The 25,795-nt window shown below is 74.2% G+C and carries 13 protein-coding genes; 4 read left to right on the top strand and 9 right to left on the bottom strand.

Annotated elements, in window-relative coordinates; translation table 11 throughout:
• Positions 1–24: 24 nt before the first annotated feature.
• Positions 25–303, top strand: a complete 279-nt coding sequence (locus AB0C76_RS31325) for a hypothetical protein (RefSeq protein ID WP_359972061.1) — start codon at positions 25–27, stop codon at positions 301–303.
• Here the strand turns inward: AB0C76_RS31325 and AB0C76_RS31320 are convergent.
• From AB0C76_RS31320 to AB0C76_RS31310, 3 genes are read right to left on the bottom strand one after another with little or no spacing between them, the layout of a single operon-like run.
• Positions 249–1,478, bottom strand: a complete 1,230-nt coding sequence (locus AB0C76_RS31320) for a VWA-like domain-containing protein (RefSeq protein ID WP_359972059.1) — start codon at positions 1,476–1,478, stop codon at positions 249–251. The genes AB0C76_RS31325 and AB0C76_RS31320 overlap by 55 nt on opposite strands.
• The gene (locus AB0C76_RS31315; protein WP_359972057.1) at positions 1,475–2,722 is read right to left on the bottom strand and encodes a MoxR family ATPase; all 1,248 of its coding nucleotides are present in this window, start codon (positions 2,720–2,722) and stop codon (positions 1,475–1,477) included. The genes AB0C76_RS31320 and AB0C76_RS31315 overlap by 4 nt, the downstream gene beginning before the upstream one ends.
• Before the next feature lie 30 nt (positions 2,723–2,752).
• Entirely contained in the window at positions 2,753–4,069 is a 1,317-nt protein-coding gene (locus AB0C76_RS31310) for a hypothetical protein (RefSeq protein WP_359972055.1), read from the bottom strand.
• Between the two features lie 151 nt (positions 4,070–4,220).
• Between AB0C76_RS31310 and AB0C76_RS31305 the strand changes: the two genes are divergently transcribed.
• The gene (locus AB0C76_RS31305; protein ID WP_359972054.1) at positions 4,221–4,676 is read left to right on the top strand and encodes a GNAT family N-acetyltransferase; all 456 of its coding nucleotides are present in this window, start codon (positions 4,221–4,223) and stop codon (positions 4,674–4,676) included.
• Between the two features lie 7 nt (positions 4,677–4,683).
• On the opposite strand, the gene AB0C76_RS31300 is transcribed toward AB0C76_RS31305, so the two are convergent.
• The 4 genes from AB0C76_RS31300 to AB0C76_RS31285 form a co-directional block, all read right to left on the bottom strand.
• Positions 4,684–5,742: an NADP-dependent oxidoreductase gene (locus tag AB0C76_RS31300; RefSeq protein WP_359972052.1), complete on the bottom strand. Its 1,059-nt coding sequence runs from the start codon at positions 5,740–5,742 to the stop codon at positions 4,684–4,686.
• Positions 5,743–5,751: 9 nt separating this feature from the next.
• Complete coding sequence (locus AB0C76_RS31295; RefSeq protein ID WP_359972073.1) at positions 5,752–7,392, bottom strand: NAD(P)/FAD-dependent oxidoreductase; 1,641 nt, start codon at positions 7,390–7,392, stop codon at positions 5,752–5,754.
• Positions 7,393–7,516: 124 nt separating this feature from the next.
• Complete coding sequence (locus tag AB0C76_RS31290; RefSeq protein ID WP_359972050.1) at positions 7,517–9,217, bottom strand: NAD(P)/FAD-dependent oxidoreductase; 1,701 nt, start codon at positions 9,215–9,217, stop codon at positions 7,517–7,519.
• Positions 9,204–18,527: an amino acid adenylation domain-containing protein gene (locus AB0C76_RS31285; protein ID WP_359972049.1), complete on the bottom strand. Its 9,324-nt coding sequence runs from the start codon at positions 18,525–18,527 to the stop codon at positions 9,204–9,206. Before AB0C76_RS31285 ends, AB0C76_RS31290 begins: the two co-directional genes overlap by 14 nt.
• A 428-nt stretch (positions 18,528–18,955) precedes the next feature.
• Here AB0C76_RS31285 and AB0C76_RS31280 point away from each other — a divergent pair, with 428 nt between their 5' ends.
• Positions 18,956–20,134, top strand: coding sequence for a cytochrome P450 (locus AB0C76_RS31280; RefSeq protein ID WP_359972047.1), 1,179 nt, complete (start codon positions 18,956–18,958; stop codon positions 20,132–20,134).
• A 29-nt stretch (positions 20,135–20,163) separates the two neighbouring features.
• Here AB0C76_RS31280 and AB0C76_RS31275 read toward each other — a convergent pair whose 3' ends face one another.
• Positions 20,164–20,625 carry a rhodanese-like domain-containing protein gene (locus tag AB0C76_RS31275; RefSeq protein WP_359972045.1) on the bottom strand — a complete coding sequence of 154 codons (462 nt, stop codon included), beginning with the start codon at positions 20,623–20,625 and terminating at the stop codon, positions 20,164–20,166.
• A gap of 145 nt (positions 20,626–20,770) precedes the next feature.
• The gene (locus AB0C76_RS31270) at positions 20,771–22,189 is read right to left on the bottom strand and encodes a helix-turn-helix transcriptional regulator (RefSeq protein ID WP_359972043.1); all 1,419 of its coding nucleotides are present in this window, start codon (positions 22,187–22,189) and stop codon (positions 20,771–20,773) included.
• A gap of 356 nt (positions 22,190–22,545) precedes the next feature.
• Here AB0C76_RS31270 and AB0C76_RS31265 point away from each other — a divergent pair, with 356 nt between their 5' ends.
• Positions 22,546–25,749 carry a M28 family peptidase gene (locus tag AB0C76_RS31265; RefSeq protein ID WP_359972041.1) on the top strand — a complete coding sequence of 1,068 codons (3,204 nt, stop codon included), beginning with the start codon at positions 22,546–22,548 and terminating at the stop codon, positions 25,747–25,749.
• Positions 25,750–25,795 lie beyond the last annotated feature (46 nt).

Genomic DNA, 25,795 nt, shown 5'->3' with positions numbered 1-25,795 from the left:
CTGCACGCCGTCCTGCTCGCCCTGATGAACCCGGGCGACCGCTGGTACCCGGACGCGGCGGGACCGCCGGCCCACGTCCGCCGCGGGGACTGCGGCCACGCCGCCACCCCCGTCATGGCCTGCGGGAACTGCGGCGGACCGGTCACCGCCACCCGCACCACCGCACTCCCCGGCCCCGGCGGCCGGACCGGTCAGGGCGCCCGCGCCCTCGGTCCGCTGCTCGCCGCCCGCGGCCGGGACGACGAGGCTCACCCGATCGTCACCACCCGCGCCCAGGCCGGAGGCCCGGGCGGGGGCTCGTAGTCCGGGTTCTCCTCGGCCCACCTCGGGGTGCCCCGGGGGAACAGTCCGACGACCGTCCGGCACGGCGGCTTGGCCGACGGCCACGGCGTCTGGCCGTCCGTCAGCGCCACGATGACGTCGGGCCGCGTGCGGAGCGCCGCCGTGAAACCCTCCCGCATGTCCGTGCCGCCGCCGCCGATCAGCGGGATGCCCTCGGCCTTGCACAGCGGGTGCACCGTCCCCACGGCCGCGTCGCAGGAGAGCACCGTCACCAGGTCCCGCCGCCCGCCGACCGCGCGGGCGATCGCCGCGACCTCCAGCAGGGCGCTGCCCAGTTCGGCGTCGCTGACCGAGGCCGAGGTGTCCACCACCACCGCCACCCGGGGCGGGCGGCGGCGCAGGCTCGGCAGCACGGTCCCGGGCAGGCTCACCGAGCGCCGGGCCGGGCGGCCGTACGAGTAGTCCTGGCCCACACCGCCGCCCGAGGCCGCGGAGCGGACCGCCGCACCGAGCAGCTCCCGCCACGGCTGCGGCGGGTGGAACGCCTCCTTGGCCCAGCGCCGCCAGCCGTCCGGGGTGTTCCCCGGCCGGCCCGCGATGCCCTCGGCCACCCGGAAGCGCACCGCGTCCCGCTCCTGCCGGCTGAGCCCGTGGGCGCCGTCCGGGCCCAGGTCCCACGGGCGCGGACGGCCGTCGGCACCGCTGCCGCAGTCGAGCCAGGCCAGGTGCTCCGTGAGCTGCCCGAGCCGGAACCGGCCGAGGTAGTCCTCCATCAGCTCGCCCGCCGGCAGCTCCAGGTCGGCCGGGACGACGGCCCCCTCGGGGCACACGAGGCCGTCGCCGTAGACGTCGTCGTTGATCTCGCAGTCGGCGGCGATGTTCATCCGCAGCTGCTCCGCCGGGCCGGTCAGTCCGTGCCGCTTCGCATAGCGCTCGCTGCGCCCGTGGTGGTCGCGCAGCAGGTGCGACACCTCGTGCACCCACACCCCGGCGAGGTCCTCGACCGGCGTCCGGGCGACGAAGCCCGGGGAGACGTAGCAGCGCCAGTGGGCGTCGACGGCCATCGTCGGCACGGCCCGCGACTGCGCCACGTGCAGGGCGAACAGCGCCGTCGCCAGGTAGGGGCGGGCCCGGACGGCCAGCAGGCGGGCGGCGAAGAGCTTGTCGACGTCGAGGCCGAGGGCGGCCGCGGTCACCGGCCGCCCTTGCCCGCGAGCGCCGCCACCCGGTCCGCCACCCGGCCCGCCGCCGCGTCCGCGCGCCGGGACAGCGCCACCGCCCCGGCGAGCCGGTCGATCGCGGCCGGCACGTCCCAGTCGTCGCGGCGCAGCGAGGCGAGCGTGGTGGCGGGGACGACCACGACGTCCGGGGCACCGGTCTCCAGCGCGCGGACGAGCAACGCCCAGGCGGCGTCCCAGCGTTCGCGCGTCGGCCGGTTGCGGACGGCGGCCACGGCGCCGTCGAGGACGGCCTGGCGCAGGTCGCCGCGCTCGGGCAGGACGGCGGCGGCCGGGTCGGCGAGGAGGTCCTCCGGGTCCGGCAGGTCCATCCGGTCGATGCTCGCGAGGAGTTCGAGCCCGGGACCGTCCCCGACAGTGCCGCGCACGAGCAGCGACAGGACCTCCCGCGTGGAGCCGGCGGCCGTGGCGAAGGCGATCAGGCGCAGCGCCATGTCCCAGCTGCGCGGGGACGGCCAGGCGCCGCCGCGGCGGGCCTCGCTGCTCGGCAGCTGGTGGACGAGCTTGGGACGGGCGGCGAGCAGCCCGCAGACGGCGCGCCGGGCGAAGGCCACCGCCTCGGGAAGGGCGGCCGGGTCGAGGCTCGGCAGGGTGGCGCGCGGCCAGGTGCCGCCGAGGCCGCGGACGACGACCTCGTGGTCGTGGACCCACTGGAGGTGGACGAAGCGGTTGGCGAGCGGCGGGCTCAGCTCCCAGCCGTCGGCGGCCGAGGAGCGCGGGTTGGCGGCGGCCACGATCCGGACACCGGGCGGGAGCCGGAGCGCGCCGATGCGGCGTTCCAGGACCAGCCGGAGCAGCGCGGCCTGGACGGCGGGCGGCGCGGTGGACAGCTCGTCGAGGAACAGCAGCCCGCGCCCTGCCCGGACGAGGCGCACGGCCCAGTCCGGCGGGGCCAGCGGGACGCCCTGCTCGGCGGGGTCGTCGCCGACGATCGGCAGTCCGGAGAAGTCGGAGGGCTCGTGGACGCTGGCGATCACGGTGGTGAGCGGGAGGTCGAGGGAGGTGGCCAGCTGGGTGAGGGCGGCGGTCTTGCCGATGCCGGGCTCGCCCCAGAGGAGCACGGGGAGGTCGGCGGCCACGGCGAGGGTCAGGGCCTCCAGCTGGTCGTCCGGGCGGGGTTCGGTGGCGGTGTCGGAGAGGAGCGCCAACAGGTCGGCCGCGACGGCGAGTTCGGAGTTTTCGGGCAGGACGGAAAGAGCCATGGAGATCACCTTTTTGAAAGCGGGTCAGCGTCAGTGGGTGTGCCGCGGGTGCGGGCGGTGGCCGCGGGGACGAGGCTTGCCCGACGGGCAGTGGCCGGGCGGGCAGTGACCGCCGGCCAGGCCGGCGCGGTAGAGGCCGTACGCGATCCGGCGCTGTGCCGCGGCATCCAGTTCGTCCCGCAGCGGGCCGTCACGCAGCACGGCGGCCGGGCCGAGCAGTTCCTCGACGACGGCGAGGGCCCCGGCCGTGTCGCCGTGGTCCAGGAGTTCACGGACGCCGTCGAGCCCGGCCGGACTCTTGTGGGTGAGGTCGATCGCCCGCAGGCACGGCAGGGGTGGGCCACCGAGGCCGACGAGCAGCTCCTCCCGGCGGAGTTCCTCGGGATCGTGGTCGAGCGCGGCCAACACCCCGTCCACCAGGCCGATCTGGTGCCGGGAGCCGCGGCAGTCGACGAACCGCGGCCCGTCCGGGCGCCGCACCCGGGCCGCCGGGACGTGACCGGGCGCCAGGGCGGCGGCCACCAGCGGGTGCAGCCGGTCGGCCTCGATGAGCCCGGTGCGGAGCAGTTCCACGTCCGGCGGGGTCCACGTCGCCGCGTCGGGCAGCACCGGCAGCCCGTCCGTAGGGCCCGGCGCGGGTGTGCCGTCGGAGTCGAGGACGAGCCGGTGGCGGCCCCCGAGCCGGACGGCGACGGGGCCCGCGGGCAGCCCGTCGGCCGCCAGCAGGATGCGCGCCTCCGCCGCCCAGCGGTCGACGGCGCACGGCAGGCCCGGCGGCAACGCCGGATGCACCGGCTGCGCCGCGTCGTCGCCGCCGCGCGCGCCCAACTCGCCTGCGCGGTCGGCGTCCCAGAGGTGCCGGTGCAGGTCGAGCCGGTAGCGGCGGCTCGGCCGCGGATGCGGGTGAGGGCCCGCGTCCGTGTCGTCGGACCACAGCGCGAGGCTGATCCGCTGGCCGCCGTCCGCCCACGCGGGCGGGGTGCGGACCACCAGGTGCACGGGGCTCCGCCCGTCGCGCCCGGTGCCGGCGTAGCGGGCGAGCGGGATGGTCAGGCCGGCCCGCAGCAGCCCGTTCGGGGCGGTCCTGGGCAGGTGCCAGCGCAGCAGGTCGGGCGCCAACCTCCTGAGGTCGGCGCGGAGTTGCTCGACGAGGGCACGGCCGTGGGTACGGGCGGCGGCCTTGAGGTCGAGGTCGACGTCGAGCCGCGCGGCGGCGCACGCCCCGGCCCAGTCGCCGGTGCGGCGGCGGACGGTCGCGGACTCGATCATGGTGGGCGGCACGGCGAACTCGCGCACGCGCTGCCAGCGGAGGAGACGGGGATCCCGGTTCGCGGAGTGAGTGGCCATCAGCACTCACCTTGCGCGGACGGGACCTCCAACCTGAGAGAGGAGTGATTCGTCATCGCCGGGGAGCATAACCGCACGGCCGCTGATCCGCCAACGCCTCCCCCGGGAAATCCCGTTCTCATTCGGCGGACCGGGTGGCAGAATCCCGCCCATGACGAACGACCAGCCGGTGATCCGGCGTGCCGACGCCGCCGATGCCGAGGCGGTGGCCGAGGTCTGGCTGCGCTCGTACGACGCCGCGCTGCCCACCGTCCGCCGCCCCCGTCCCGACGACCAGGTCCGCACCTGGTTCGTCGAGAAGATCGTCCCCACCCGCGAGACGTGGGTCGCCGTGGCCGACGGCGCCGTCGTCGGCATGATGGTGCTCCACGACGGTGACCTCGACCAGCTCTACCTCGCCCCCGAGTGGCGCGGCCGCGGCATCGGGGACCGGCTGGTCGAGGTCGCCAAGGAGCGCTGCCCCGAGGGCCTGGAACTGTGGACGTTCCAGGTCAACACCCCGGCGCAGCGCTTCTACGAGCGCCACGGCTTCGTCGAGAGCCGCCGCACCGACGGCAGCGCGAACGAGGAGCGCGAGCCCGACGTCCGGTACGTCTGGAAGCCGTAGCCCCGGCTCAGAGCTCGACGAGTACCTTGCCCCGGCTGGCCGCCCGGTCGGTGTACAGGCTCCGGTAGGCGGCGGGGATGCTGTCGAAGCCACGGTGCACGGTCTGCTCGTAGGCGATCTCGCCGCGCCGCACCAGGCCGCCCACCTCCTCCCGCAGACCCGCCCAGTTCTCGTCGGTGAACCACTCCGGCGCGAAGATCCCGCGGATCGTCGTCCGCGGGAACATGATCATCGGCAGCAGCCGCGGGCCGGTCCAGTCCCCGCCGACCTGGCTGGCCCACTGCCAGCACACCGCGACCCGGCTGTCGATGTTCAGCATCGTGAACACGACGTCGGTCAGCGTCCCGCCGAGGTTGTCGAAGTACCGGTCGACGCCGGCCGGCGCCGCCTTCGCCAGGTCCTCGCGCAGCCGCTCGGGGTCGTCCCCGTCGCGGTACAGCACGACCGCGTCGAAGCCGAGCTCGCTCAGCCGCGCCACCTTGGCGGGCGAGCCGGTCGTGCCGACCACCCGGGCGCCGCGCAGCCGCGCCAGCTGGCCGACCAGCGAACCGACCGAGCCGGAGGCGCCGCCCACCACGACGGTGTCCCCGGGCCGGACGTCCAGGAACTTCGTCACCGTCGCCCACGCCGTCATGCCCGAGCCGCCCAGGACTCCGAGCACCGTCGACAGCGGCAGCGCCTCGTCGTAGTCCGCGGGGTCGAGCAGGCGGTACTCGGGGAAGACCATCGGGAACGTCCCGGTCTGCCACGGCGTCGCGGCGCCGGTCCCGATGACGTGGCTGCGCCAGCCGCCGAAGCCGTGCACGAGGTCACCGACCGCGAACCGCGCCTGCGGCCCCGCCTCGATCACCTCCATGACGGAGTCACCGCCCGCGTGGTCGCCGATGGGCGTGTCCAGGGTGATCCCCTGGAGGTACGGGTCCACCGAGACGTACCGGGTGCGGAACAGCATCTCGTCCGGGGCCAGCCGGACCTCGACGTCCTCGACCACCTTCTCGTACATCCGCTCGACGTCCGGCACGCCCTCGACGTGCTCGCGGACGATCCACTTCTCGATCCGAACCACAGGTGCTCCTCAGAACCGGCCTACACGGTCAACGAGATGGGTGGGCGGTGGCGCGCTGTCGTCCACGGTCGCGGTGAACGGGCGGCCCTCGTCGTGGCAGATGAACTGCATGACGTGCCGGCCGGAGGCGGCGGCCCGGATCAGGCCGCCGGTGGTGGCCCACACCCCGGAGAGGTAGAAGTCGCGCAGGCCGGGCAGCACCGGGCCGTTGCGCTTGATCTCCTCCTCCATGGTCTCGCCGCTCTCCACGAAGGGCTGCCAGCCGAGCACCGAGCCGTCGTAGTTGCCGGTGTAGCGCAGCTGGGTCAGCGGGGTCGACACGTCCTTGACGGTGATCGCGGACCGGATGCCGGGGTGGTGGCGTTCGAGCAGCTCGATGACGGCGTCGCGCACCCGCCGCTTCTCCCGCTGGTACTCCCGGCCGCGCCCGACCGGCAGGGTGTGCAGCTCCTCGCCGCGGCGGATCCGGGCGGCCTGCTCGGGGCCGGTGCTCAGCGCCCGCCAGGGGGCGATGTCGCTGAAGTAGCTCGCGAACACGACGCCGGTGCCGGCCGGGGAGAGCTCCGGGTAGTGGCGGCTGCGGAACTGGATGTTGATGCTCGGGTGCCGGATCCCGGTGAGCCGCCCGGCGAGCTCCTCGTCGAGCAGGTACGTCGTGCACGGGTCGCCGACCGGGAACGGCTCGCGCAGGCCGAGGAAGACGGCGACGTAGCCGGGGAAGACCTGGTCCCGCTGGTCGATGCACTCGGTGTAGAGGCGGCGGTACGTGTCGTTCAGGTACCGGCCCTTGAGCAGGTCCATCACCGTCGCCCGGCCGTCACAGGCCGAGACCACGACGTCCGCCGGGATCTCGGTGCCGTCGCTCAGCCGCACCCCCACCGCGCGGTCGTCCTCGACGAGGATCTCCACCACCTTGGTGTTGCACAGGAGTTCGCCGCCGAGCCGCCTGTACCGGTCCTCGATCGAGCGGGCCAGCCCGAGCGAACCGCCCTCCGGCACCCCGGCCGACAGGCCCTCGTGGGCGGCCAGCTGGAAGTAGAACGGCAGCACCGGGAAGTTGGGGTGCTTCTCGTAGAGGATGAAGTTGAACGCCTCGCGCAGCAAGGGGTCCTGGAAGCGCTGCGAGTAGTCCGTCATGAGGATGCCGAGCGAGCGGCGGATGAGGTTGAAGTACGGGATGAACGACGCCAGCATCCGGTACCGCGCCCAGCGGCTCATCAGCCCGACCGGGCTGAGGAACGGGTAGAGCGTGAGGCAGCGGCGGAACCGGCGCAGGTCGCCGCAGAACTGCCTGATCGGGCGGGCGTCGGCCGGCGAGAGCCCGAGCAGGTGTGCCTCCAGCCGGTCCGGGTCGGAGTAGAAGTAGACCGCCCGGCCGTCCCGCCCGCGCACGACGTTGAAGGCGTCGAAGTTGCGCATCTGCTTGCCCTGGAGGGCTCCCAGCTCCAGCCAGATCTGGTGCATCTCGTTACCGGGGCCGCTGCCGAGCAGCCAGCTGACGGTGGGGTCGAACGTGAAGTCACCACGCTCCCAGCCGGTGCAGCAGCCGCCGGGGATCTCGTGCATCTCCAGCACCTTGGTGCGGTAGCCGTTCATCTGGCCGTAGCAACCGGTCGACAGGCCGCTGAGGCCGCCGCCCACGATCACCATGTTCGGCCTGGTCGTGTCGCTCATACCCCCGCCTCGCATCGCTCGGCGGGCGACTCGCGCACCAGCCGCCCTTCGATGGTTCTCCCCCAGCCTTCGGCCGGGGGGACCCCCATGCTCCGCTCGCTCATTCCGTCGCTCCCACGGTCGTCTCCACGGCCCCGAGGTCCGCCCGGTCGAGCCGCGGCACCCGGCCCCACTTGCCGGTGTGCCAGGGCTCCCGGTTGTCGCTGGGCCAGGCCCGGAACTCCAGGCCGAGTTCCCGGCAGAGGTACTGCACGGCGAACCGCCCGCTGGTGGCCGCCCGGATCAGGCCGCCCATGCCGACCCACTGGCCCGCCATCGAGAAGCCGCTCAGCCCCGGCAGCCGCATGCGGTCCTTGGTGACCAGCCGTTTGGCGGCGTCCTCGGCGTCGGAGAACGCCTGCCAGGCGAGGATGCTGCCGTAGGTGTTGCCGGTGAACCGCTCGGTCGTGACGGGCGAGGCCACGGTGAGCAGGTCGATCCGGCCCGCGAGCCCCGGATGCGTCCGCTCCAGGAACTCCCGTACGAAGTCGGCGACTTCCTGCTTCCGGGCGCGGTACGCCCGGCGGTCGGCGGCGCGCAGGGCCTTCCACGAGGCGTGGTCGCTGAAGTACATGCAGTGCAGGATCGACTTGCCCGGCGGCGCGAACCCCTCGCCGTACTGCGAACGCAACTGCACCACGAGGCTGTCCTGCAGCGCGCCGGGCAGCCGGGCGCCCTGCTCGGGGGTGAGCAGGTACGTCGTGCTGTGCGACTCGCCGGGCGGGAGCGGGCCGTCGACACCGACGAAGACCGAGACCGCCGCCGGGTACAAGTTGCCCGGACTGTCGAGGAGTTCGTGGTAGAGACGGTCCGCCGTCGGGCTCGTCCAGCGGCCCTCCAGCAGGCGGTCGACGGTCGTCGGGCCGTCGCACGCGGACACCACGTGGTCGGCGTAGTGCGTGCTGCCGTCCCGCAGCCGCACCCCGACCGCCCGGCCGTCCTCGACCAGGATCCGCTCGACCCGGCGGCGGTAGCCGACCACCCCGCCGAGCGAGGTGTAGCGCTCCTCCACCGAACGGGCCAGCCCGAGCGAACCACCCTGCGGGAAGCCGGCGTTGCCGTTGTGCGCGGCGGCCAGCGTGTACAGGTACGGCAGCAGCGGGAAGCCGGCCGGCTCCTGGAGGAACATGTTGGGCAGGGCCCGCCGGAGCAGCGGGTCCTGGAAGCGGTCGGCGAAGCCCCGCATCGGGGTGGTCGCGGTGCGCCAGAACAGCCGGAACGCGGGCAGGACGGCACGCGCGGTGCGCAGGCGCTGGGCCGCCGTCCGCAGCGGCGGGGGCGTGGTCTCCCAGGGCAGGTCGAGCGCGGCGAAGCGGCGGAAGTCCTTGCAGAAGGAGCGGATCAGCGGCGCGTCGGCCGGGGAGGTCTCCAGCAGGTGCCGTTCGAGCCGATCGGGGTCGTTGTAGAAGGTGACGGCCCGGCCGTGCTCGTCGACGACGCGGTTGAAGACGTCGAACTCGGTGACCGACTTGCCGTCCAGCGCGCCGAGTTCGCGCCACACCTGGTGGCCGCCGTCGCCCGGCGCGGTGCCGATCAGCCAGTCGATGCAGTAGTCGAACACGTAGCCGTCGCGCGCCCACGCGGTGCAGCAGCCGCCGGGCAGCACGTGCTTCTCGAAGATGCGCGTCTCCATGCCGCTCATCTGCGCGTAGCAGCCGGTGGCGAGGCCCGCGATGCCCGCGCCGATGACGATCACCCGGGGCCGGCCGCCGGGAGGACGCTCCCGGGCGGTCCAGTCCGGGCCGCGGTCAGGCGTGGCCATCGGCGCCGCCTCCGGACAGGATCGCGCCCGCCAACTCGGCGTTCCGGGCGGCGAATTCGCCGTCCATCATCTCGGCGTGGGTGCCGTGCCCGCCGAACACCGCGGTGCCGGCGGTGGAGGCGCCCTGCCAGGAGCCGCCCGAGCCGCCCGTGTGGAGGACGACCTGCTCGCGGTCGCAGACCACGGTGAGCGGGGCGTCGACGGTGCCGGCGTTGGGCGTGCGGCTGCAGAACTCCAGGTAGTCCCGGGCCTGTTCGAGAGTCTCCTGGGCGACGATCGTCGACCCGGTGTGCCGGTGCAGGTGCTCGCGGAGCTCGCGCTCGAACGCGGCGAGGTGCTCCTCGCCGAGCGCGTAGGCCTCCGTGATCCGGTAGGAGTCCAGGACGACGACGGCGCTCACCGCACGGCCGCGCCGCTCGAGCTCCTTGGCCACCTCGAAGGCGAGGTTGCCGCCGAGCGAGTAGCCGAGCAGGGCGTACGGGCCGTCCTCGTGCAGCGCCTCGACGAGGTCCGCGTACCGGGCCGCCTTGTCGTCCCCGGCGAGGTAGTTGAAGGCGGCGATCCGGTGGCCGGGCAGGTGCGCGGCGAGCTGGCGGTAGACCAGGCCGTGCCCGCCGGCGGGCGGGAAGCAGAACACCGTCCGCTCGGGCGGCGCGTCCCGGTTGAACCACAGGTGGGGCTCGCCACCCTCCACCTCGCCGGTGATGATCTGCTCGACGGCGCGCGCCATGCCGTGCAGCGTGGTGACCGCGAAGAGCCGGCCGACCGGGATGCCGATGTTGAACTCGGCCCGCAGGTGGTGGATGAGCTCGATCAACCGGATGGAGCTGCCGCCGAGTTCGAAGAAGTCGTCCTGCAGGCCGACGCCGTCCACCCCGAGCAGCGCCTCCCAGTGGACGGCCATCCGGATCTCGTAGAGCGTGACCGGGGGCTCGTGCCGATCGCCGCCCGCCTCGACGCGCGGTTCCGGCAGCGCGGCGAGGTCGACCTTTCCGCTCGACGTCAGCGGCAGGGCGGGCAGTTCGGTGAACCAGGACGGGATCATGAAGGTGGGCAGCCGCTCGGACAGGTGGCGCCGAAGCTCACCCCGGTCCACTCCGGCGCCCGCCACCGGGACGCAGTACGCGCACAGGACGGCCTCGCCGCCAGCGTCCTGACGGATCGCCACACACACATGCGCGAGCTCCGGCCGATCGGCCAACTGGGCCTCGACCTCTCCGAGTTCGATCCGGTGGCCGCGCACCTTCACCTGGTTGTCGATCCGGCCGAGCAGGTGCGCGGTGCCCCCGGCGTCCCAGTGGCCGAGGTCGCCGGTGCGGTAGAGCCGGACGGGGCCGTCCAGGTCGAGGGTGGTGAAGCGTTCGGCGGTCTGTCCGGGGTCGTTCGGGTACCCGTCGGCCACGCCCGCGCCGCCGATCCACAGCTCGCCGGGGACGCCCGGTGGCACCGGCTCGCCGTGACGGTCGAGGATGTAGAGCGCACTGTTGGGGAACGGCCGCCCGATGGGCACCATCCGGCCCGGCTCCAGGGCGTCCACCGGCCCCTCGAAGTAGGTGCTGTCGACGGTGGCCTCGGTCAGGCCGTAGGAGTTGACCACCCGGGTCCGTGGGCCGCACAGGGCGCGAAGCCGGGCGTGCTCGCCGGCCCTCCAGAGGTCGGAGCCGACGACCAGCAGCCGCAGGAAGTCCAGCCGCAGGCCCTCGCACTCGCAGTGGACGAGCAGGGCGCGGGCCACCGCCGGGACGAACTCGCCGCCGTCGACGTCCTCTTCGCGCATCGTGCGGTACAGCCGGGCGGGGTCGAAGAGCAGCTCGCGGTCGACCAGGACGAGCGCGCCGCCCGAGCCGAGCGCCCGGGCGAGGTCGCCGGTGAAGACGTCGAAGGAGACGCCGGCCATCTGCAGGTGCACCCGGACGTCGATGTCCAGCCGGTACTCGGCCCGCCAGCCCGCGGCCACCGCGGCGAGGCTGCGGTGGGCCACCCGGACGGCCTTCGGACGGCCGGTCGAGCCGGAGGTGTGGATCACGTAGGCGGGCCGGTCCGGGTCGGTGCCGGGCAGCGGGGCGCCCTCGGCCGCGGGCACCCCGAGGTCCTCCAGGGTCACCAGCGGGACGGGCAGCCCGGCCGGGGCCGGGAGCCCCTGGTCGACGACGACGAGGACGGCGCCGGCGTCCGCGACCTGGTAGGCGAGGCGGTCGGCCGGGTGCCCGGGGTCGAGCGGCAGGTAGGCGGCGCCCGCCCGCCAGACCGCGAGCAACGTGCCGATCAGCTCGGGCGACTTGGCCAGGCAGACCGCCACCACCGAGCCCTCCCGCACGCCGAGTTCGCGCAGCCGCAGGGCCGCCCGCTGGGAGCGGTGGTCCAGCTCCGCGTAGGTCAGCCGCCGCGCCTCGGCGGGCCCCGTGCGGCCGGGTGCCACCACGGCGACGGCCTCGGGGTGCTCGGCGGCGGCCTTGGCGAACAGGTCGGGCACGGGCACGTCGTGGTCGAGGAGGCGTCCGGCGCCGCTGAACTCGGTGAGCACGAGCCGCCGTTCGTCCGCGCCGAGCATCGGCAGCCGGCCGGTGGGCCGCTCGGCTGCGGCGCGCGTCATGGCGTCCACGAGGTTGCGGTAGTGCCCGGCCATCCGCTCGACCGTCGAGGCGTCGAAGAGGTCGGAGTTGTACTTGAACACGCAGTGGAAGCAGCCGTCCGCCGCCTCCTCGTAGGCGGAGAGCGTCAGGTCGAACTGTCCCTCCTCCTCGGGCAGTTCGATGTAGTCGAGGCGGTAGCCGGCACGCTCGACGGCGACCTTGTGGGTGAGCAGGATGAACATCGCCTGGAACACCGCCGAGCGGCTGGGGTCGTGCTGGAGCCCCAACTGCTCGACCAGCAGCACGAACGGGTACTCCTGGTTGTCCAGTCCACCGAGCACCGTCTCCCGGACCCGCCCCAGCAACTCGGTGACCGTCGGCTCCCCGGCGAGACTCACGTGCAGCGGCAGCGGGTTGACGAAGTATCCGTAGACGGACGCGAACTCCTCCTGCGTGCGCCCGGTCACCGGGCTGCCGACGATGATGTCCTCCTGCCCGGACCAGCGGTTCAGCAGCAGGTAGTACGCGCTCAGCAGCACCATGAACGGCGTGGCGTTGTGCGCGCGGGCCAGCTCGTGCACACGGGCGCTGAGCTCGGCGTCGAGCTGGAAGAAGACCGACGCGCCGTTGTGCGTCTGCACGGCCGGCCGGGGCCTGTCGGTGGGCAGGCTGAGGATCGGCACCTCGGCGGGCAGGTGGCCGCGCCAGTAGTCGAGCATCCGGCGGGCCTCGGGGCCGGCCAGGAAGCGGTTCTGGTGGTTGAGGAAGTCGAGGTAGCGGGCGGGCACCGGCGGCAGGTCGGGCGTGCGGCCCGCCGTCAGCGCCTCGTAGACCTCGAACAGCTCCTCGATGAAGGTGAACGTCGAGATCGCGTCCGACACGATGTGGTGGACGGCCTTCATCAGCACCCAGTGCTCCGGCCCGCGCCGGAACATCCGCAGCCGCACCAGCGGGTCGCGCTCCAGGTCGTACGGCTTGCGGTACTCCGCGACGATCAGGTCCTGGACCTCCGACCACGGCCGGCCCTCGACGTCGACCAGCGCCGCGTCGACGACGGCCTCGTCCCGGATCCGCTGCACCGGGCGGCCCTCCTCCGCGGTGAACGCGGCGCGCAGCGCGGGGTGGCGGGCGACGACCGCGCGGAAGGCCTCGGCGAACAGCCCGGGGTCGATCGCGGTGCGGACCTCGACGGCGCCGCCGATGTTGTAGGCGAATCCGTCGGGGTGGAGCTGCTTGAGGAACCAGAGCGCCTTCTGGTTGTGGGTGAGCGGGTAGCACCGCTCGTCGGTGTGCAGGTCGACGGCCGCGCGCGCGGCCGTGCCGTCATCGGCGGCCAGGCCGGCGAGGCCGTCGTGCAGGAGGTCCAGCAGGTCGCCGACCGGGCCGTTGCTCAGCAGGGCCACCACCGGCAGCGCGACGCCGAGTTCACCGAGGACGCGGGCGCGCAGCTCCATGGCGAGCAGCGAGTCCAGGCCGTGCGCGCCGAGCCGGGTGTCCTCGTCGATCCGATCGGCGCCGATCCGCAGCACCGCGGCGACGGCGGCGGCGAAACGCTCGGCGACCAGCGCGCGCCGGCCGGCCGGGTCGGCGGCGCGAAAGGCGGCCAGGAGGCCGCCGGTCTCGGCCTGGGCGGGTTCGGCGGCGCCGGCCGCGAGATCGGCGACGAGCGGCGGCGGCGCGGGGTACCAGGCGAGGAAGACCGGCCAGTCGACGACGGTCGCGACGAGCAGCTGGGCCCGGTCCTGCCCGATCACCCGTTCCAGGACGGCGGTGCCGGCCTCGGGCGGGAGCGAGCTCATGCCGCGGGCGTCGCGGTAGTGGGCGACGAGGCCGAGCTCCTCGATCATGCCGGTGGCCCACGGCCCCCAGTCGAGGCTGATCGCGGGCAGGCCGTCGGCGCGGCGATGGTGGGCGAGCGCGTCGAGGAAGGCGTTGCCCGCCGCGTAGTTGGTCTGCCCGGCGGTGGTGAGCAGGGAGGCGACGGAGGCGAACAGCACGAAGTGGTCGAGCGGTTCGTCGCGGAGCAGCCGGTGCAGGAGGTGGCCGCCGACCACCTTGGGCAGGTACCCGGCGTCGAAGGCCGCGCGGTCCATCTGCGGGAGCAGGGTGTCGCGGACCTGTCCGGCGAGGTGGAACGCGCCCCGGACGGGCGGGAGCTGTCGGTTCCGGTAGTCGGCGAGCCAGGCGGCGAGGGCGGCCTCGTCGGTGACGTCCACCGGCGCCGCGAGGACCTCGGCGCCGAGCGCCTCCAGCTCGCGCAGGAAGGCGATGCGGGCACCGGCCGGGCTGTCCGGGTCGGTGTGCCGCCACCGGTCGCGCTCGGGCAGGGCGGTGCGGCCGAGCAGGATCAGCCGCCGGGCGCCGCGCCGCACGAGGGTGCGGCACAGCAGCCGCCCGAGGGCGCCGAACGCGCCGGTGACGAGGTAGCTGCCGTCGGGCCGCAGGCTCAGCGGCAGCGGCTTGGTGAGCCCCTCGGCGGGGCGCAGCCGGCTGGTGAGGCGGCGCCCGCCGCGCAGGGCGATCTCCTGCTCGCCGTGCGCGGCCGACGCGGTGAGCTCGCGCAGCAGCGCGTCGACCTCATCGAGCAGGTCCGTGGAGGCGTCGAGGCCGATCGGCCCTGCGTGCCCGGTGGAACCGTCCAGGTCGATCAACGTGCCGCGCTGGGCGACGAGTTCCTGCTGCCAGAGCACCCGGCCGAGGCCCCAGGCGGGGGCGCCGAGCGGTTCGACGCGGTCGTCGGGGCCGGCGGCCTGGGTGCCGCGGGTGACGATGTGCAGCCGTCCGTCCGGTCGCGCGTCGGGCAGGGCCTGGGCGAGGGCGACGAGCGAGTAGGCGCCGAGGCCGGCCAGGCGGTCGAGGTCGGTGTGGAGGGAGTCGTCCAGGCGGGGCTGGTCGAGGTTCCAGAGGTGGGCGACGGTGCGGAAGTCGGGATCGAGGTCGGCGAGGAGACGGGTGAAGTCCTCGGCCGCGTCGGGGCGGACGGTGGAGCCGTCGGGGGTGTGCCGGTAGCCGTCGCCGGGGCGCACGAGGTGGCAGCGGATGCCGCGCTCCCCCGCCCGGACGGCCAGGCGTTGGGCGAGGCCGCCCGCGTCGGCGAGCAGGACGAGGCCTGCGGGGTCGGCCTCCTCGGGCTCCCCGGTCTCCTCGGGCTCCTGTGCCTCCTCCCAGGCGAGTTCGGTGAGCCAGCCGTCGATGGTGGCGAGGCCGACGGAGGAGGCGGCGCGGGCGACGTCGGCGACGCGGAAGCCGGTGATGCGGCCGAGCGGGGCCCCGTCCTCGGCGTACAGGGCGAGATCGCCGAGGAGTTCGTCCCCGGTGTCACGGGTGACGGTCGCGTGGGCCCAGACCGGCTGGTCGCCGACCGGGCCGAGGCGTACCTCGCCGATCGACACCGGCAGCCGCACGCCGTCGCCGTCGCCTCGGAGCAGCTGGGCGGCGAGGAGCGTCTGGAAGCACGCGTCGAGCAGCACCGGGTGCACGTGGTGCCCGGCGGCGTCCTCGACCGTGGGCCTGATCCGGGCGAGCGCCTCGCCGGGCGCCGTCCACACCTCGTCGACGGCCTGGAAAGCGGGGCCGTAGTGGTAGCCCCGGTCGGCCAACTGCCGGTAGCAGTAGGCCTTCTCGTGACGGGTGCCGCGCGCACGGACGGCATCGGCATCGAGCGCGGGCCCGTGGGCGCGGCGCTGGCCGGTGCGGATCCGGCCGCTCGTGTGCACCACCGGGTCGCCGCCGGCGGGCAGCGAGGCGACGCTGAACCGGCCGTCGTCCGGGGCGAAGGAGAACTGCGTCCTGGTGGGCTCCGCGTCGGAGAGCACCAGCGCGCGGGCGAGGTCGACGTCGGCGAGCACCACGTCCGTCCCGCCGGTCAGCGTCCGGACGGCCTGGGCGGCCATCTCCAGGTAGCCCGCCGCCGGGAACACCGCGCTGCCCTCGATGCGGTGGTCGGACAGGTACGGCAGCCTCTCGACGTCGAGCGCGTTCTCCCAGGTGGGCTGCGCGGCGGCGGTCCGGCGGCCGAGCAGCGGGTGGTCCGACTCGCCGCGCCGGACCTGCTCGACCGGCTTCGGCTCGGCCCAGTACCGGTCGCGCCGCCACGGGTAGCAGGGCAGCGGCACCGGGCGACCGGACGGGTGGAGGGCCGCCCAGGACGGCTCGACCCCGAGGGTGTGCAGCTCGGCGAGGGTGCGGGCGACCCGCTCGGGCTCGTCCTCGCGGCGGCGGACGGACGGGAGGGCGCGCGCGTCCGGGTCGCGGTCCGCCAGGCACTCGCGGATCGCGTGGCCGAGCACCGGGTGCGGGCCGACCTCCAGGAACAGCCCGTACCCGTCCTCCGCCATCCGCTCGACGGCGGCCTTGAAGCGCACCGGGTGGCGGACGTTGCGCCACCAGTACGCGGCGTCCAGCTCGGGCCCGAGGGCTCGGCCCTCGTCGGCGGTCAGGTACAGCGGCACCTGCGCCTCGCGCGGCTTGATGCCCGCGAGCGCCGTCAGCAGCTCCTCGCGGATCGGGTCCATCCGCACGCTGTGGTAGGGGACTTCGACGTCCAGGAACTTCGCGAACACCCGCTCCTGCCGCAGTTCCCCGGCGAGGGCGCCGAGCGCGTCTGCGTCGCCCGCGAGGGTGACCGCGCTCGGCCCGTTCACGGCCGCCAGCGACACCCGCCCGCGGTGCGGGCGGATCCGGCGCTCCGCGTCGGCCTCCGGCAGGCCGACGGCGAGCATCGTGCCCGTCCCGGCGAGGCGGTGCTGGAGGCTGCTGCGGTGCAGCACCACCGTGACGGCGTCGGCCAGGTCGTACACCCCGGCCTCGTGGAACGCGGCGATCTCGCCGGTGCTGTGCCCGACGACCGCGTCCGGCCGCAGGCCGCGGTTCCGCCACAGGGCCGAAAGACCCACCTGGAGAGCGAAGTTGGCGGTCTGCGCGAGCCAGGTCTCGGCCATCCTCGACTCGTCCTCGCCGCGGGCGAGTTCGTCGAGCAGCGACCACCCGGCCTGCGCGCGGATCTCCCGGTCGCACGCGTCGACGGCCTCGCGGTAGACCGGCTCGTCCGCGTACAGCCCGCGGCCCATCGCCCACCACTGCGGTCCCATGCCGGTGAACACCCAGGCGAGCCGCCGCTGTCGGCGCTCGCGGGCGCGCCCCTGGGCCACCCGGGGGTGCGGTTCGCCGCGCTCGTACGCGGCCAGCGCCTCGTCCAGGGACTCCCGTGAGGCGTAGGCGACGGCGAGGCGCTCGGACAGGTGCTCGCGCCGGTGCGCGAGGGTGTGCGCGAGGTCCACGAGGTCCGCGCCGTCGGCGAGTTCGCGGCGGATGCCGGCGGCCAGCTCGGGCAGCGCGGCCGCGTCGCGGGCGCTCAGCGGCAGCACCGTGCACGGCGGCGCGGGCGGCGCAGCGGACTCCGGGGCGACGGGCTCGCGCGGCGGGGGCTCCTCCAGCAGGACGTGCGCGTTCGTGCCGCCGAAGCCGAAGGAGTTGACGCCCGCCCGCGCCGGCCCCTCGTGCTCGGGCCAGTCGACGCCGGTGCGCGGGATCTCGAACGGCAGCGCGTCGAGGTCGATGTCGGGGTTCGGCCGCTCCAGGTTGATGTGCGGCGGGATCCGCCGGTGCTTGAGCGCCAGCGCCGTCTTGATCAGCCCGGCCACACCGGCGGCGGACTCGGTGTGCCCGATGTTGGTCTTGACCGAGCCGACGTAGCAGCGCTCCCCCGGCCGCCGCCCGACCGCGAGCACCCGGCCGAGCGCGCCCGCCTCGATCGGATCGCCGACCGGGGTCGAGGTGCCGTGCGCCTCGACGTACTGCAGGCCGCCGGGCCGCACCCCGGCCTCGGCGCACACCCGCTCGATCAGCCTGACCTGGGCGTCCGCCCGCGGCACGGTGATGCCGTTGGTGCGGCCGTCCTGGTTGACGCCGCTGCCGATGATCACCGCGTGCACCGGGTCGCCGTCGCGCAGGGCGTCCGACAGCCGCCGGAGCACCACCACGCCGACGCCCTCGGCCCGCACGTACCCGTCGGCGGCGGCGTCGAAGGCCCGCGAGCGGCCGTTCGCCGAGAGGAACCCGCCCTTCGTCTCACCGATCGTGTACTGCGGCGCCATGTGCAGCAACGTGCCGCCGGCCAGGGCGAGTTCGGTCTCGCCGCGGAGCAGGCTCTGGCAGGCCAGGTGGACCGCGACCAGAGAGGAGCTGCACGCGGTGTCGATCGAGACGCTCGGGCCGCGGAAGTCGAAGCAGTGCGAGATCCGGTTCGACACCATCGTCATCATGGTGCCGGTGGCGGTGTGCGCGGCGAGCGTCTCGAAGCCGAGGTCGGCGAACTGGAGGATCTTGTAGTCCAGGGTGAACGCGCCGACGTACACCCCGACGTCCCGGCCCGCGAGTTCCGACGGCCGCTGCCCGCCGTCCTCCAGCGCCTCCCACGTGACCTCCAGCAGCTTGCGCTGCTGGGGGTCCATGTACGCGGCCTCGCGCGGGCTGATGCCGAAGAACTCCGGGTCGAAGGTGTCGAAGCCGTCGATGTACCCGCCCCGGCCGCCGATCAGCCGCCCCGGTTTGGCCCGGTCCCGGCTGCCCAGCGACGCGACGTCGTAGCGGTCGGCCGGCGTCGGGACGAGACAGTCCCGACCCGCCAGCAGGTTGCGCCAGTAGGACCGGTGGTCGTTGGCGTGGCCGGGCAGGCGGCAGCCGATCCCGGTGATCGCGATCCGTTCGCTGGGCACGTCGAGGGGCGAGGAGGTCATGGTCCAATCCGGGGGTTCTGTTCGCGTTCACGAATTCCCTGGACGGAGAAACTCGTTTCGACTACGAACATGTGGTCCTATGGAAATCCGATTCCTGAGAAAATCCGATCACTACTGCCAGCGAGCACGGCGCGATTGCTCACACCTCGAATAAGCCGACGGAGAGGGGCGGGAGCGGACATCCGACCCGATGGGCGATGGCGGACAGCACGCGCTCCCAGGCTTTTCGATGGCGGACGAACGGAAACGCCAGTGATGCTAGCCGGAGGCGCCCACTACGAAGCTCATTCGACGTGCGGATTACACGTATGGCGGAATATTGCGAGCATCATTGACGGCCTTCTGGATCGATCGTGCACACTCGGGCAAAGCTGCTGGCAGACCCATTGGCCACGAACCCCGCGCGCACCGGGGCCGCTGGAGGAACCATGTCCGTCGAGGATCTCGCGCTGGCACCCCTGCACCTGTCGGAACCCGCCGCGTTCGGACCGCCCCGGCTCGTCGAGCTGCCCAACGGCACGCCCGCCTGGCTGATCACCCGCTACCCCGACGTCCGGCACGTCCTCACCGACCCCGCGTTCGGCCGGGCCGCGCTCTTCGCCCCGGACGCGCCGCCGCTCGGCGCGGTCTCCAACCTGGAGGGTGACCCCGGCTTCATCACCAACATCGACGGTCCCGAGCACCGGCAGCTCCGCGCCCTCATGCAGCAGGCCTTCACCCGCAAGGCCATGGCCGATTGGCTCCCCTGGCTGACGTCGACGGTGGACCGGCTCGTCGGCGACATCGTCGAACAGGGCCCGCCGGCCGACCTCGTGACCGCACTCACCATGCCGCTGCCGGTCGACGTGATCAGCCGGCTGATGGGTGTCGAGGACGTCGACCGGCAACGGCTGCGCCACTGGACCGACCACCTGTTCGCCGACCACACCCGCCCGGCCGACGAGATCCGCGCCGTCCTGGCCGAGTTCTGCGCCTTCGCGGCCGGGCTCCTCGACGTGCGGCGCCGGAACCCCGGGGGCGACCTGGTCAGCCGGATGGTGACGGCCGCCGACGAGCAGGGCGGCGTCTCCGAGGAGCGCATGGTCAAACTGATCTGCGGACTGATCGCCGGCGGCCACGAGACGGCCGTCGCGACCATGGGCAACGCCCTGGTGTACCTGCTGAGCGAGCGGACGGACGACTGGTCGCGCCTCAGCGACGAGGAGGCCGCCCAGGCGGCCGTCGACCGGATCGTGCACACGGTCCCGCTCGGCGAGGGGCTGGGCACCTTGCGCCGCTCCGTCCGGGACGCGGTGGTCGGGGGCGTGTCCATCGCGGCCGGAGCCGTGGTGGTCGTGGACCGCGCGAGCGCCGCCCGGGATCCCGAGGTCTTCACCACCGGGCTGTCCGACGGGCTCTTCGAGCCGCTGGAGGCGCCGACCCTCGCCTTCAGCGCCGGCCCGCACCACTGCCTCGGGGCCTGGCTGGCCCGCACCGAGATGCGGCTGGCCCTCAACCGGCTCGCCACCCGCCTGCCGGGCCTGCGGCTCGCCGAACCGGTCGGGGCGATCGAGTGGCGACGGGTGTTCGGCACCCGCAGCCCGCGCCGGCTCGCGGTGACGTGGTGACTCCGTGACACCGGGTGCTCAACCGGCCCTCAACAGGCGCAGGAGATGCCCGAGCGCGGGGCCGTCAGGTCGTCGACCGGACGCTGCTCGGTGCCGTTGTCCGTGTCGTACGCGAAGCCCTCGCGGGCCCAGTACTCGAACCCGCCGAGCATCTCCTTCACCCGGTAGCCGAGCCGGGCGAAGGCCAGGGCGGCCCGGGTGGCGCCGTTGCAGCCGGGGCCCCAGCAGTAGGTGACGACGGTGGCCCCGCGGTCGACCAGCCGCGGGGCCAGCTCCGGGATGCGGGCGGCGGGCAGGTGCAGGGCGCCGGGGATGCGGCCCTGGGACCACGCCACCGCGCTGCGCGAGTCGACGACGACCAGGCCCGGGACGCCGGCCAGCAGGTCGGCGCGCACGTCCGAGACGTCCGCCTCGAAGGTGAGGCGGGAGAGGAAGTGGGCGGCGGCGAGGGCCGGGTCGGCGGCGGGGACGGAGAGGACGGCGCTCGTCATCGGGGTGCTCCTGGGTGGTGGTTCGGACCGGTGGTCCGGGGTGATGCACCGATCCTGGCCCGCGGCGGGGCACGTCCACGAGTGTCGTGATCGCCCGTCTCCGTCAAGATCCCGCCAGCGCCCGGCGGGCCGCCTCAGGGCTCCGTCAGAACCCCGTCAGCTCCGCGAGCCGGTGGGCCTCCACCGGCCGGTGCGCCGCCAGGCGCTCCCGCAGGCCCCGCAGTTCGTGTCCGACCAGCGCCGGCAGGGCCGCCTCCGGCGCCGTCTCCAACGTGCGGCCGAGCAGCGCGACGGCGGTCTGCGGGTCGTGCGCGCACGCGTGACAGTCGGCGACCCGTACCGTGAACAGCAGCCGCGTGGACGGTAGCTGGGCAGGCCCGAGGAGCCGCAACGCGCTCTCCGCGGCGGCCAGCGCGTGCCGGGCGAGCACCGGGTCGCCGACGGCCGCGGCGACGTCCCGCAGGGCCGCCGCCGCACCGGACTCGACCCGCATCCGCATGGAGGCGATGGAGAGCCACGGCGCGTCGGTCTCGTCGCGCGGCCCGATGTGGTCGAGGTGGAGCCGGGCGCGGCCGATGCGCCGGACGGTCTCCCGGACGTCGCCGGTCAGCGCGTGCGCCCTGGCCCGGCCGATCTGGCCCATCGCCGCCGCCCAGTGCCGCCCGGGCGCGACCCGGGCGGTCTCGCGGGCGTAGCCGAGGGCGGCCACCGGGTCGCCGTCGAGCCGGGCCAGGGTGCTCATGTCGCTGAGCGCGGCGACCTGGGTGGCCGTGTCGCCGACGAGTTCGGCCCAGGTGAGCGCGCGGTCGAAGCAGGCCATGGCGGTGGCGTTGCGGCCGCCCTGCATCCGCAGCGCGCCGGCCGCGTGCGCGTACTCGGCGGCGAGGCGGGCCAGCGGACGCCGCTGCTCGGCGGAGGCGGACGCGGAGGCGAGACGGGCGAGGACGGCGCGCAGCGTCCGCTCGACGGCGGCGGCGAGGCCGGGGTGGGTGGCGGTCTCGCCGGAGCGCAGCCGGGCGGCGAGGAGTCCGGTGAGGGCGTGTGCGGTGTCGGCGTCCAGGGGCGGCGGGGCGGCGGGGTCGGCGGCGCAGAACCCGGTGTGCAGGGCGACGAGTTCGGTGGGTGCGGGCACCGCGCAGCCGTCGGCGCCGTGAAGGGGGCAGAGCAGTCCGTAGTCGGGCAGGCGGCGGGGCGGCGCGCACCACGGGGCTTGCGGGCCGCGCTCGTCCGGGTCGCCGGGCAGCGGCGGGCGGGTGAGGCCGGGGGCGAACGGCAGGACGGCGGCGTTGAGTTCGGCTTCCTCGGCCCGCGCGAGGGCGCCGCGCAGTTCGCCCCCGGCGGCGAGGAGGTCGTCGAGCCGGTCGGCCACGCGCGGGGTGACCCGGCGGATGCCGTGCTCGATCTTGCTGACGGCGGTGTGGTCGTAGCCGATGCCGGCGCCGAGCTGGGCCTGGGTGAGTCCGGCCCGCCGCCGCCAGTGGCGCAGCCGGGCGCCGAACTCGCGCCAGGGACCGTCCGGTTGGGGTGCGGACGGCTCCGGCGCGGCCACCCGGTTCCGGTGCACGACTGCCTCCCGCGGTAGCGCTCCAACCCCGGCCCCCGGGACTTTCACGGACCGTCCGACGATGAGGACGGTACTCGACGGCACGCGATCCGTACATGACGTGGTCTCAACCAATTCGGGCTTCCGGACGGCCTCGGCGGACCCCCGGCGCCTTGACGGAATTTGCCAACCCTTGGCCGCCTCCGCACCGCCCATTGACCAGGCCATGACGACATGTGAGGGTTCCGGCACCCGAGCGCGGACGGCCCGCAGCGAACGGCCGTCCCCCAGATGCGGCCCGCGGAACGCACCACCACGCACCACCACGCAGGACCACGCCGTCCGCGGTCGAGGACCCCCACGTTCGAGGAGCCTCGATGCAACGCAGACTGACCACGGGCCGGTTGCTCACCACGGCGACCACCCTGACCGTGCTGGCCGGCCTGATCGCCGCCACCGGCGCCGGGCCGGCCGCCGCCGCGGACCCAGGTCCCTCCGCCGCCCCGCCCAGCGCCCTGGCCGCCGCCGTCGACGCCGCCGACGCCGCGGCGGCGGCCGGCCTGGACGCCCTCGCCAAGGGCCCCGGCGAGACGTACGAACGGCGGGCCGTCACCCCCTGGCTGAACGGCCTCTACTCCGTCGCCTACGAGCGCAGTTACCGCGGCCTGCCCGTGGTCGGCGGCGACGCGGTCGTCATAGCCGACGGCCGGGGACGCGTCCAGGGCCTCCAGTCCGCGGCGACCGGCCCGGTCGGCGGCTCGACCACCCCGCAGGTGAGCGCCGCGCACGCGGAGAAGACGGCCCGCACCCGGCTCGCCGCCGTCGACTCGGTGGACGCGCGCCGGCTCGTCGTCCGGGTCAAGGACGGCGCAGGACGGCTCGCCTGGGAGACCGTCCTGACCGGCCGCACCGACGTCGCGCCCAGCAAGCTGCACGTCTTCGTCGACGCCGCCACCGGCGAGGTGATCGACAGCTACGACGACGTCCGGGCGGGCACCGTCAACAGCAAGTGGAACGGCCCCGGACCGCTCACCATCAACACCACCAACTCCGGCGGCTCGTACAGCCTGCGCGACCCCAACCGGCCCGGCCTCAGCTGTTCCGACTACGACACCGGGCAGGTGCTCACCAAGTCCTCCGACTCCTGGGGCACCGGTGACCCGTCCAGCAAGGAGACCGGCTGCGGCGACGCCATGTGGGCCGCCCAGACCGAGTGGAACATGCTCCGCGACTGGCTCGGGCGCAACGGCCACGACGGCAACGGCGGCAGCTGGCCGATCAAGATGGGCCTGAACGACGTCAACGCCTACTGGGACGGCAGCTCCGTCTCCATCGGCCACAACCAGGGCGGCGAGTGGATCGCCGCACAGGACGTCGTCGGCCACGAGTTCGGCCACGGCATCGACCAGTACACCCCCGGCGGCGCCAACAACGAGAACGGCCTCGGCGAGGGCACCGGCGACATCTTCGGCGCGCTCACCAAGGAGTACGCCAACCAGCCCGCGCCCTACGACTACCCCGACTACCAGGTCGGCCGGGAGGCCAACCTGCTCGGCCAGGGCCCGATCCGCAGCCTCTACCAGCCCTCGCTCGTCAACAACGACCCCGACTGCTACTCCTCCTCGATCCCGAGCACCGAGGTCCACGCGGCGGCCGGCCCGCTCAACCACTGGTTCTACCTGCTGAGCCTCGGCTCCAACCCCGGTGGCGGCAAGCCCACGAGCCCCACCTGCAACGGCTCCTCGGTCACCGGCATCGGCGTCAAGCAGGCCGGGCAGGTCTTCTACGGCGGCATGCTGCTCAAGACCAGCGGCATGACGTACAAGCGCTACCGCACCACCACCCTGACCGCCGCCAGGAACCTCGACCCCACCTGCGGCTTCTACAACCGCACCAAGGCGGCCTGGGACGCGGTCAGCGTGCCCGCGCAGAGCGGCGACCCGAGCTGCACGCCGTCCGGCAACAACGACTTCTCGCTCGCCCTCGGCCCGGCGTCCGGCTCCGTCCAGCCCGGCTCCTCGACCACGGCGACGGTCAGCACCGCCGTCACCTCGGGCACCGCGCAGAACGTCGGCCTGAGCGCCTCCGGCGCGCCGACCGGCGTCACCGCCACCGTCTCGCCGTCCTCCGTGCAGACCGGCTCCTCCGCGACCCTGACCCTGTCCGCCTCCTCGGGCGCCCCGGCCGGGACGTACGTCATCACCGTCACCGGCACCGCCGGCGCGGCCACCCACACCGCCCAGTACACCCTGACGGTCGGCGGCGGCACGCCCGGCGGCCCCGCGCCCGACATCGACGTCGCGAAGATCCAGGCCGACCTCACCCAGCTCAACACCATCGCCGACCAGAACGGCGGCAACCGCCGGGCCGGCAGCGCCGGCCACAGCCAGTCCGTCGCCTACCTCAAGGGCAAGCTCCAGGCCGCCGGCTACACCGTCGCCGAACAGACCTGCAACTCCTGCGACTACCCGTCCAGCAACCTGATCGCCGACTGGCCCGGCGGCCCCGCCGACCAGGTCACCATGCTCGGCGCCCACCTCGACAGCGTCCAGGCCGGCCCCGGCATCAACGACAACGGCTCCGGCTCGGCCACCCTGCTGGAGAACGCCCTCGCGCTCGCCCAGCAGAACCCGGCCATGAGCAGGCACGTCCGCTTCGCCTGGTGGACCGGCGAGGAACAGGGCCTCCAGGGCTCCCAGTACTACGTCGGCCAGCTGGGCTCCGCCCAGCGCGCCGCGATCAAGGCCTACTACAACTTCGACATGGTCGGCTCGCCCAACGCCGGCTACTTCATCAACAACATCACCACCGCGCCCGCCGCGCCCATGAAGGCGTACTGGGACTCGCTCAACCTCCAGCCCGAGGAGAACGTCGAGGGCCAGGGCCGCTCCGACGACTACTCCTTCCAGCAGGCCGGCATCGCCACCTCCGGCTACGCGGCCGGCGCGGACGCCGTCAAGACCTCGGCCCAGGCGGCCAAGTGGGGCGGCACCGCGAACCGCGCGTACGACTCCTGCTACCACCGGTCCTGCGACACCAGCAGCAACATCGACCCCGTTGCCCTGAAGCGCAGCGCCAACGGCGTCGCGTACACGATCTGGAAGACCTCGGTCGGCGGCACCGCCCCGTCCAACGACTTCTCGGTGTCCGTCAACCCGGCCAACGGCTCGGTGACGCCCGGCGGTTCGGCCACCGCGACGATCTCCACCGCCACCACGTCCGGCTCCGCGCAGAAGGTCAACCTGTCGGCGAGCGGCACCCCGGCGGGCGTGACGGTCTCCTTCAGCCCCGCCTCCGTGCAATCCGGCGGCTCGTCGACCATGACGGTCGCGGCCTCCTCCTCGGCCGCCTCCGGCACCTACACCGTCACGGTGACCGGCACCGGCACCGCCACCCACACCACCACCTACTCCCTGACCGTCGGAAGCAGCAACCCCGGCGGAACCTGGACCCCCGGCACCACCTACCAGGCCGGCGACGTCGTCACGTACAACGGCGCCGGCTACCGCTGCATCCAGGGCCACACGGCCCAGGTCGGCTGGGAGCCGCCCATCGTCCCGGCCCTCTGGCAGCGCATCTGACGTCTCTGACGCACAGAGGGGAAAGGAGCTGCGCCGCGGCCCGTCG

It is taken from the genome of Kitasatospora sp. NPDC048722 (assembly GCF_040650235.1).
Classification (GTDB): Bacteria; Actinomycetota; Actinomycetes; order Streptomycetales; family Streptomycetaceae; genus Kitasatospora.
This window is presented reverse-complemented; position numbering and strand designations above follow the sequence as displayed.

Bases quoted from the DNA above. Each gene is read 5' to 3' on its own strand.
- AB0C76_RS31265 (WP_359972041.1), top strand. From the start codon at position 22,546: ATGCAACGCAGACTGACCACGGGCCGGTTGCTCACCACGGCGACCACC.
- AB0C76_RS31290 (WP_359972050.1), bottom strand. From the start codon at position 9,217: ATGGCCACGCCTGACCGCGGCCCGGACTGGACCGCCCGGGAGCGTCCT.
- AB0C76_RS31295 (WP_359972073.1), bottom strand. From the start codon at position 7,392: ATGGTGATCGTGGGCGGCGGCCTCAGCGGCCTGTCGACCGGTTGCTAC.
- AB0C76_RS31305 (WP_359972054.1), top strand. From the start codon at position 4,221: ATGACGAACGACCAGCCGGTGATCCGGCGTGCCGACGCCGCCGATGCC.
- AB0C76_RS31275 (WP_359972045.1), bottom strand. From the start codon at position 20,625: ATGACGAGCGCCGTCCTCTCCGTCCCCGCCGCCGACCCGGCCCTCGCC.
- AB0C76_RS31315 (WP_359972057.1), bottom strand. From the start codon at position 2,722: ATGGCTCTTTCCGTCCTGCCCGAAAACTCCGAACTCGCCGTCGCGGCC.
- AB0C76_RS31280 (WP_359972047.1), top strand. From the start codon at position 18,956: ATGTCCGTCGAGGATCTCGCGCTGGCACCCCTGCACCTGTCGGAACCC.
- AB0C76_RS31285 (WP_359972049.1), bottom strand. From the start codon at position 18,527: ATGACCTCCTCGCCCCTCGACGTGCCCAGCGAACGGATCGCGATCACC.
- AB0C76_RS31325 (WP_359972061.1), top strand. From the start codon at position 25: ATGAACCCGGGCGACCGCTGGTACCCGGACGCGGCGGGACCGCCGGCC.
- AB0C76_RS31310 (WP_359972055.1), bottom strand. From the start codon at position 4,069: ATGGCCACTCACTCCGCGAACCGGGATCCCCGTCTCCTCCGCTGGCAG.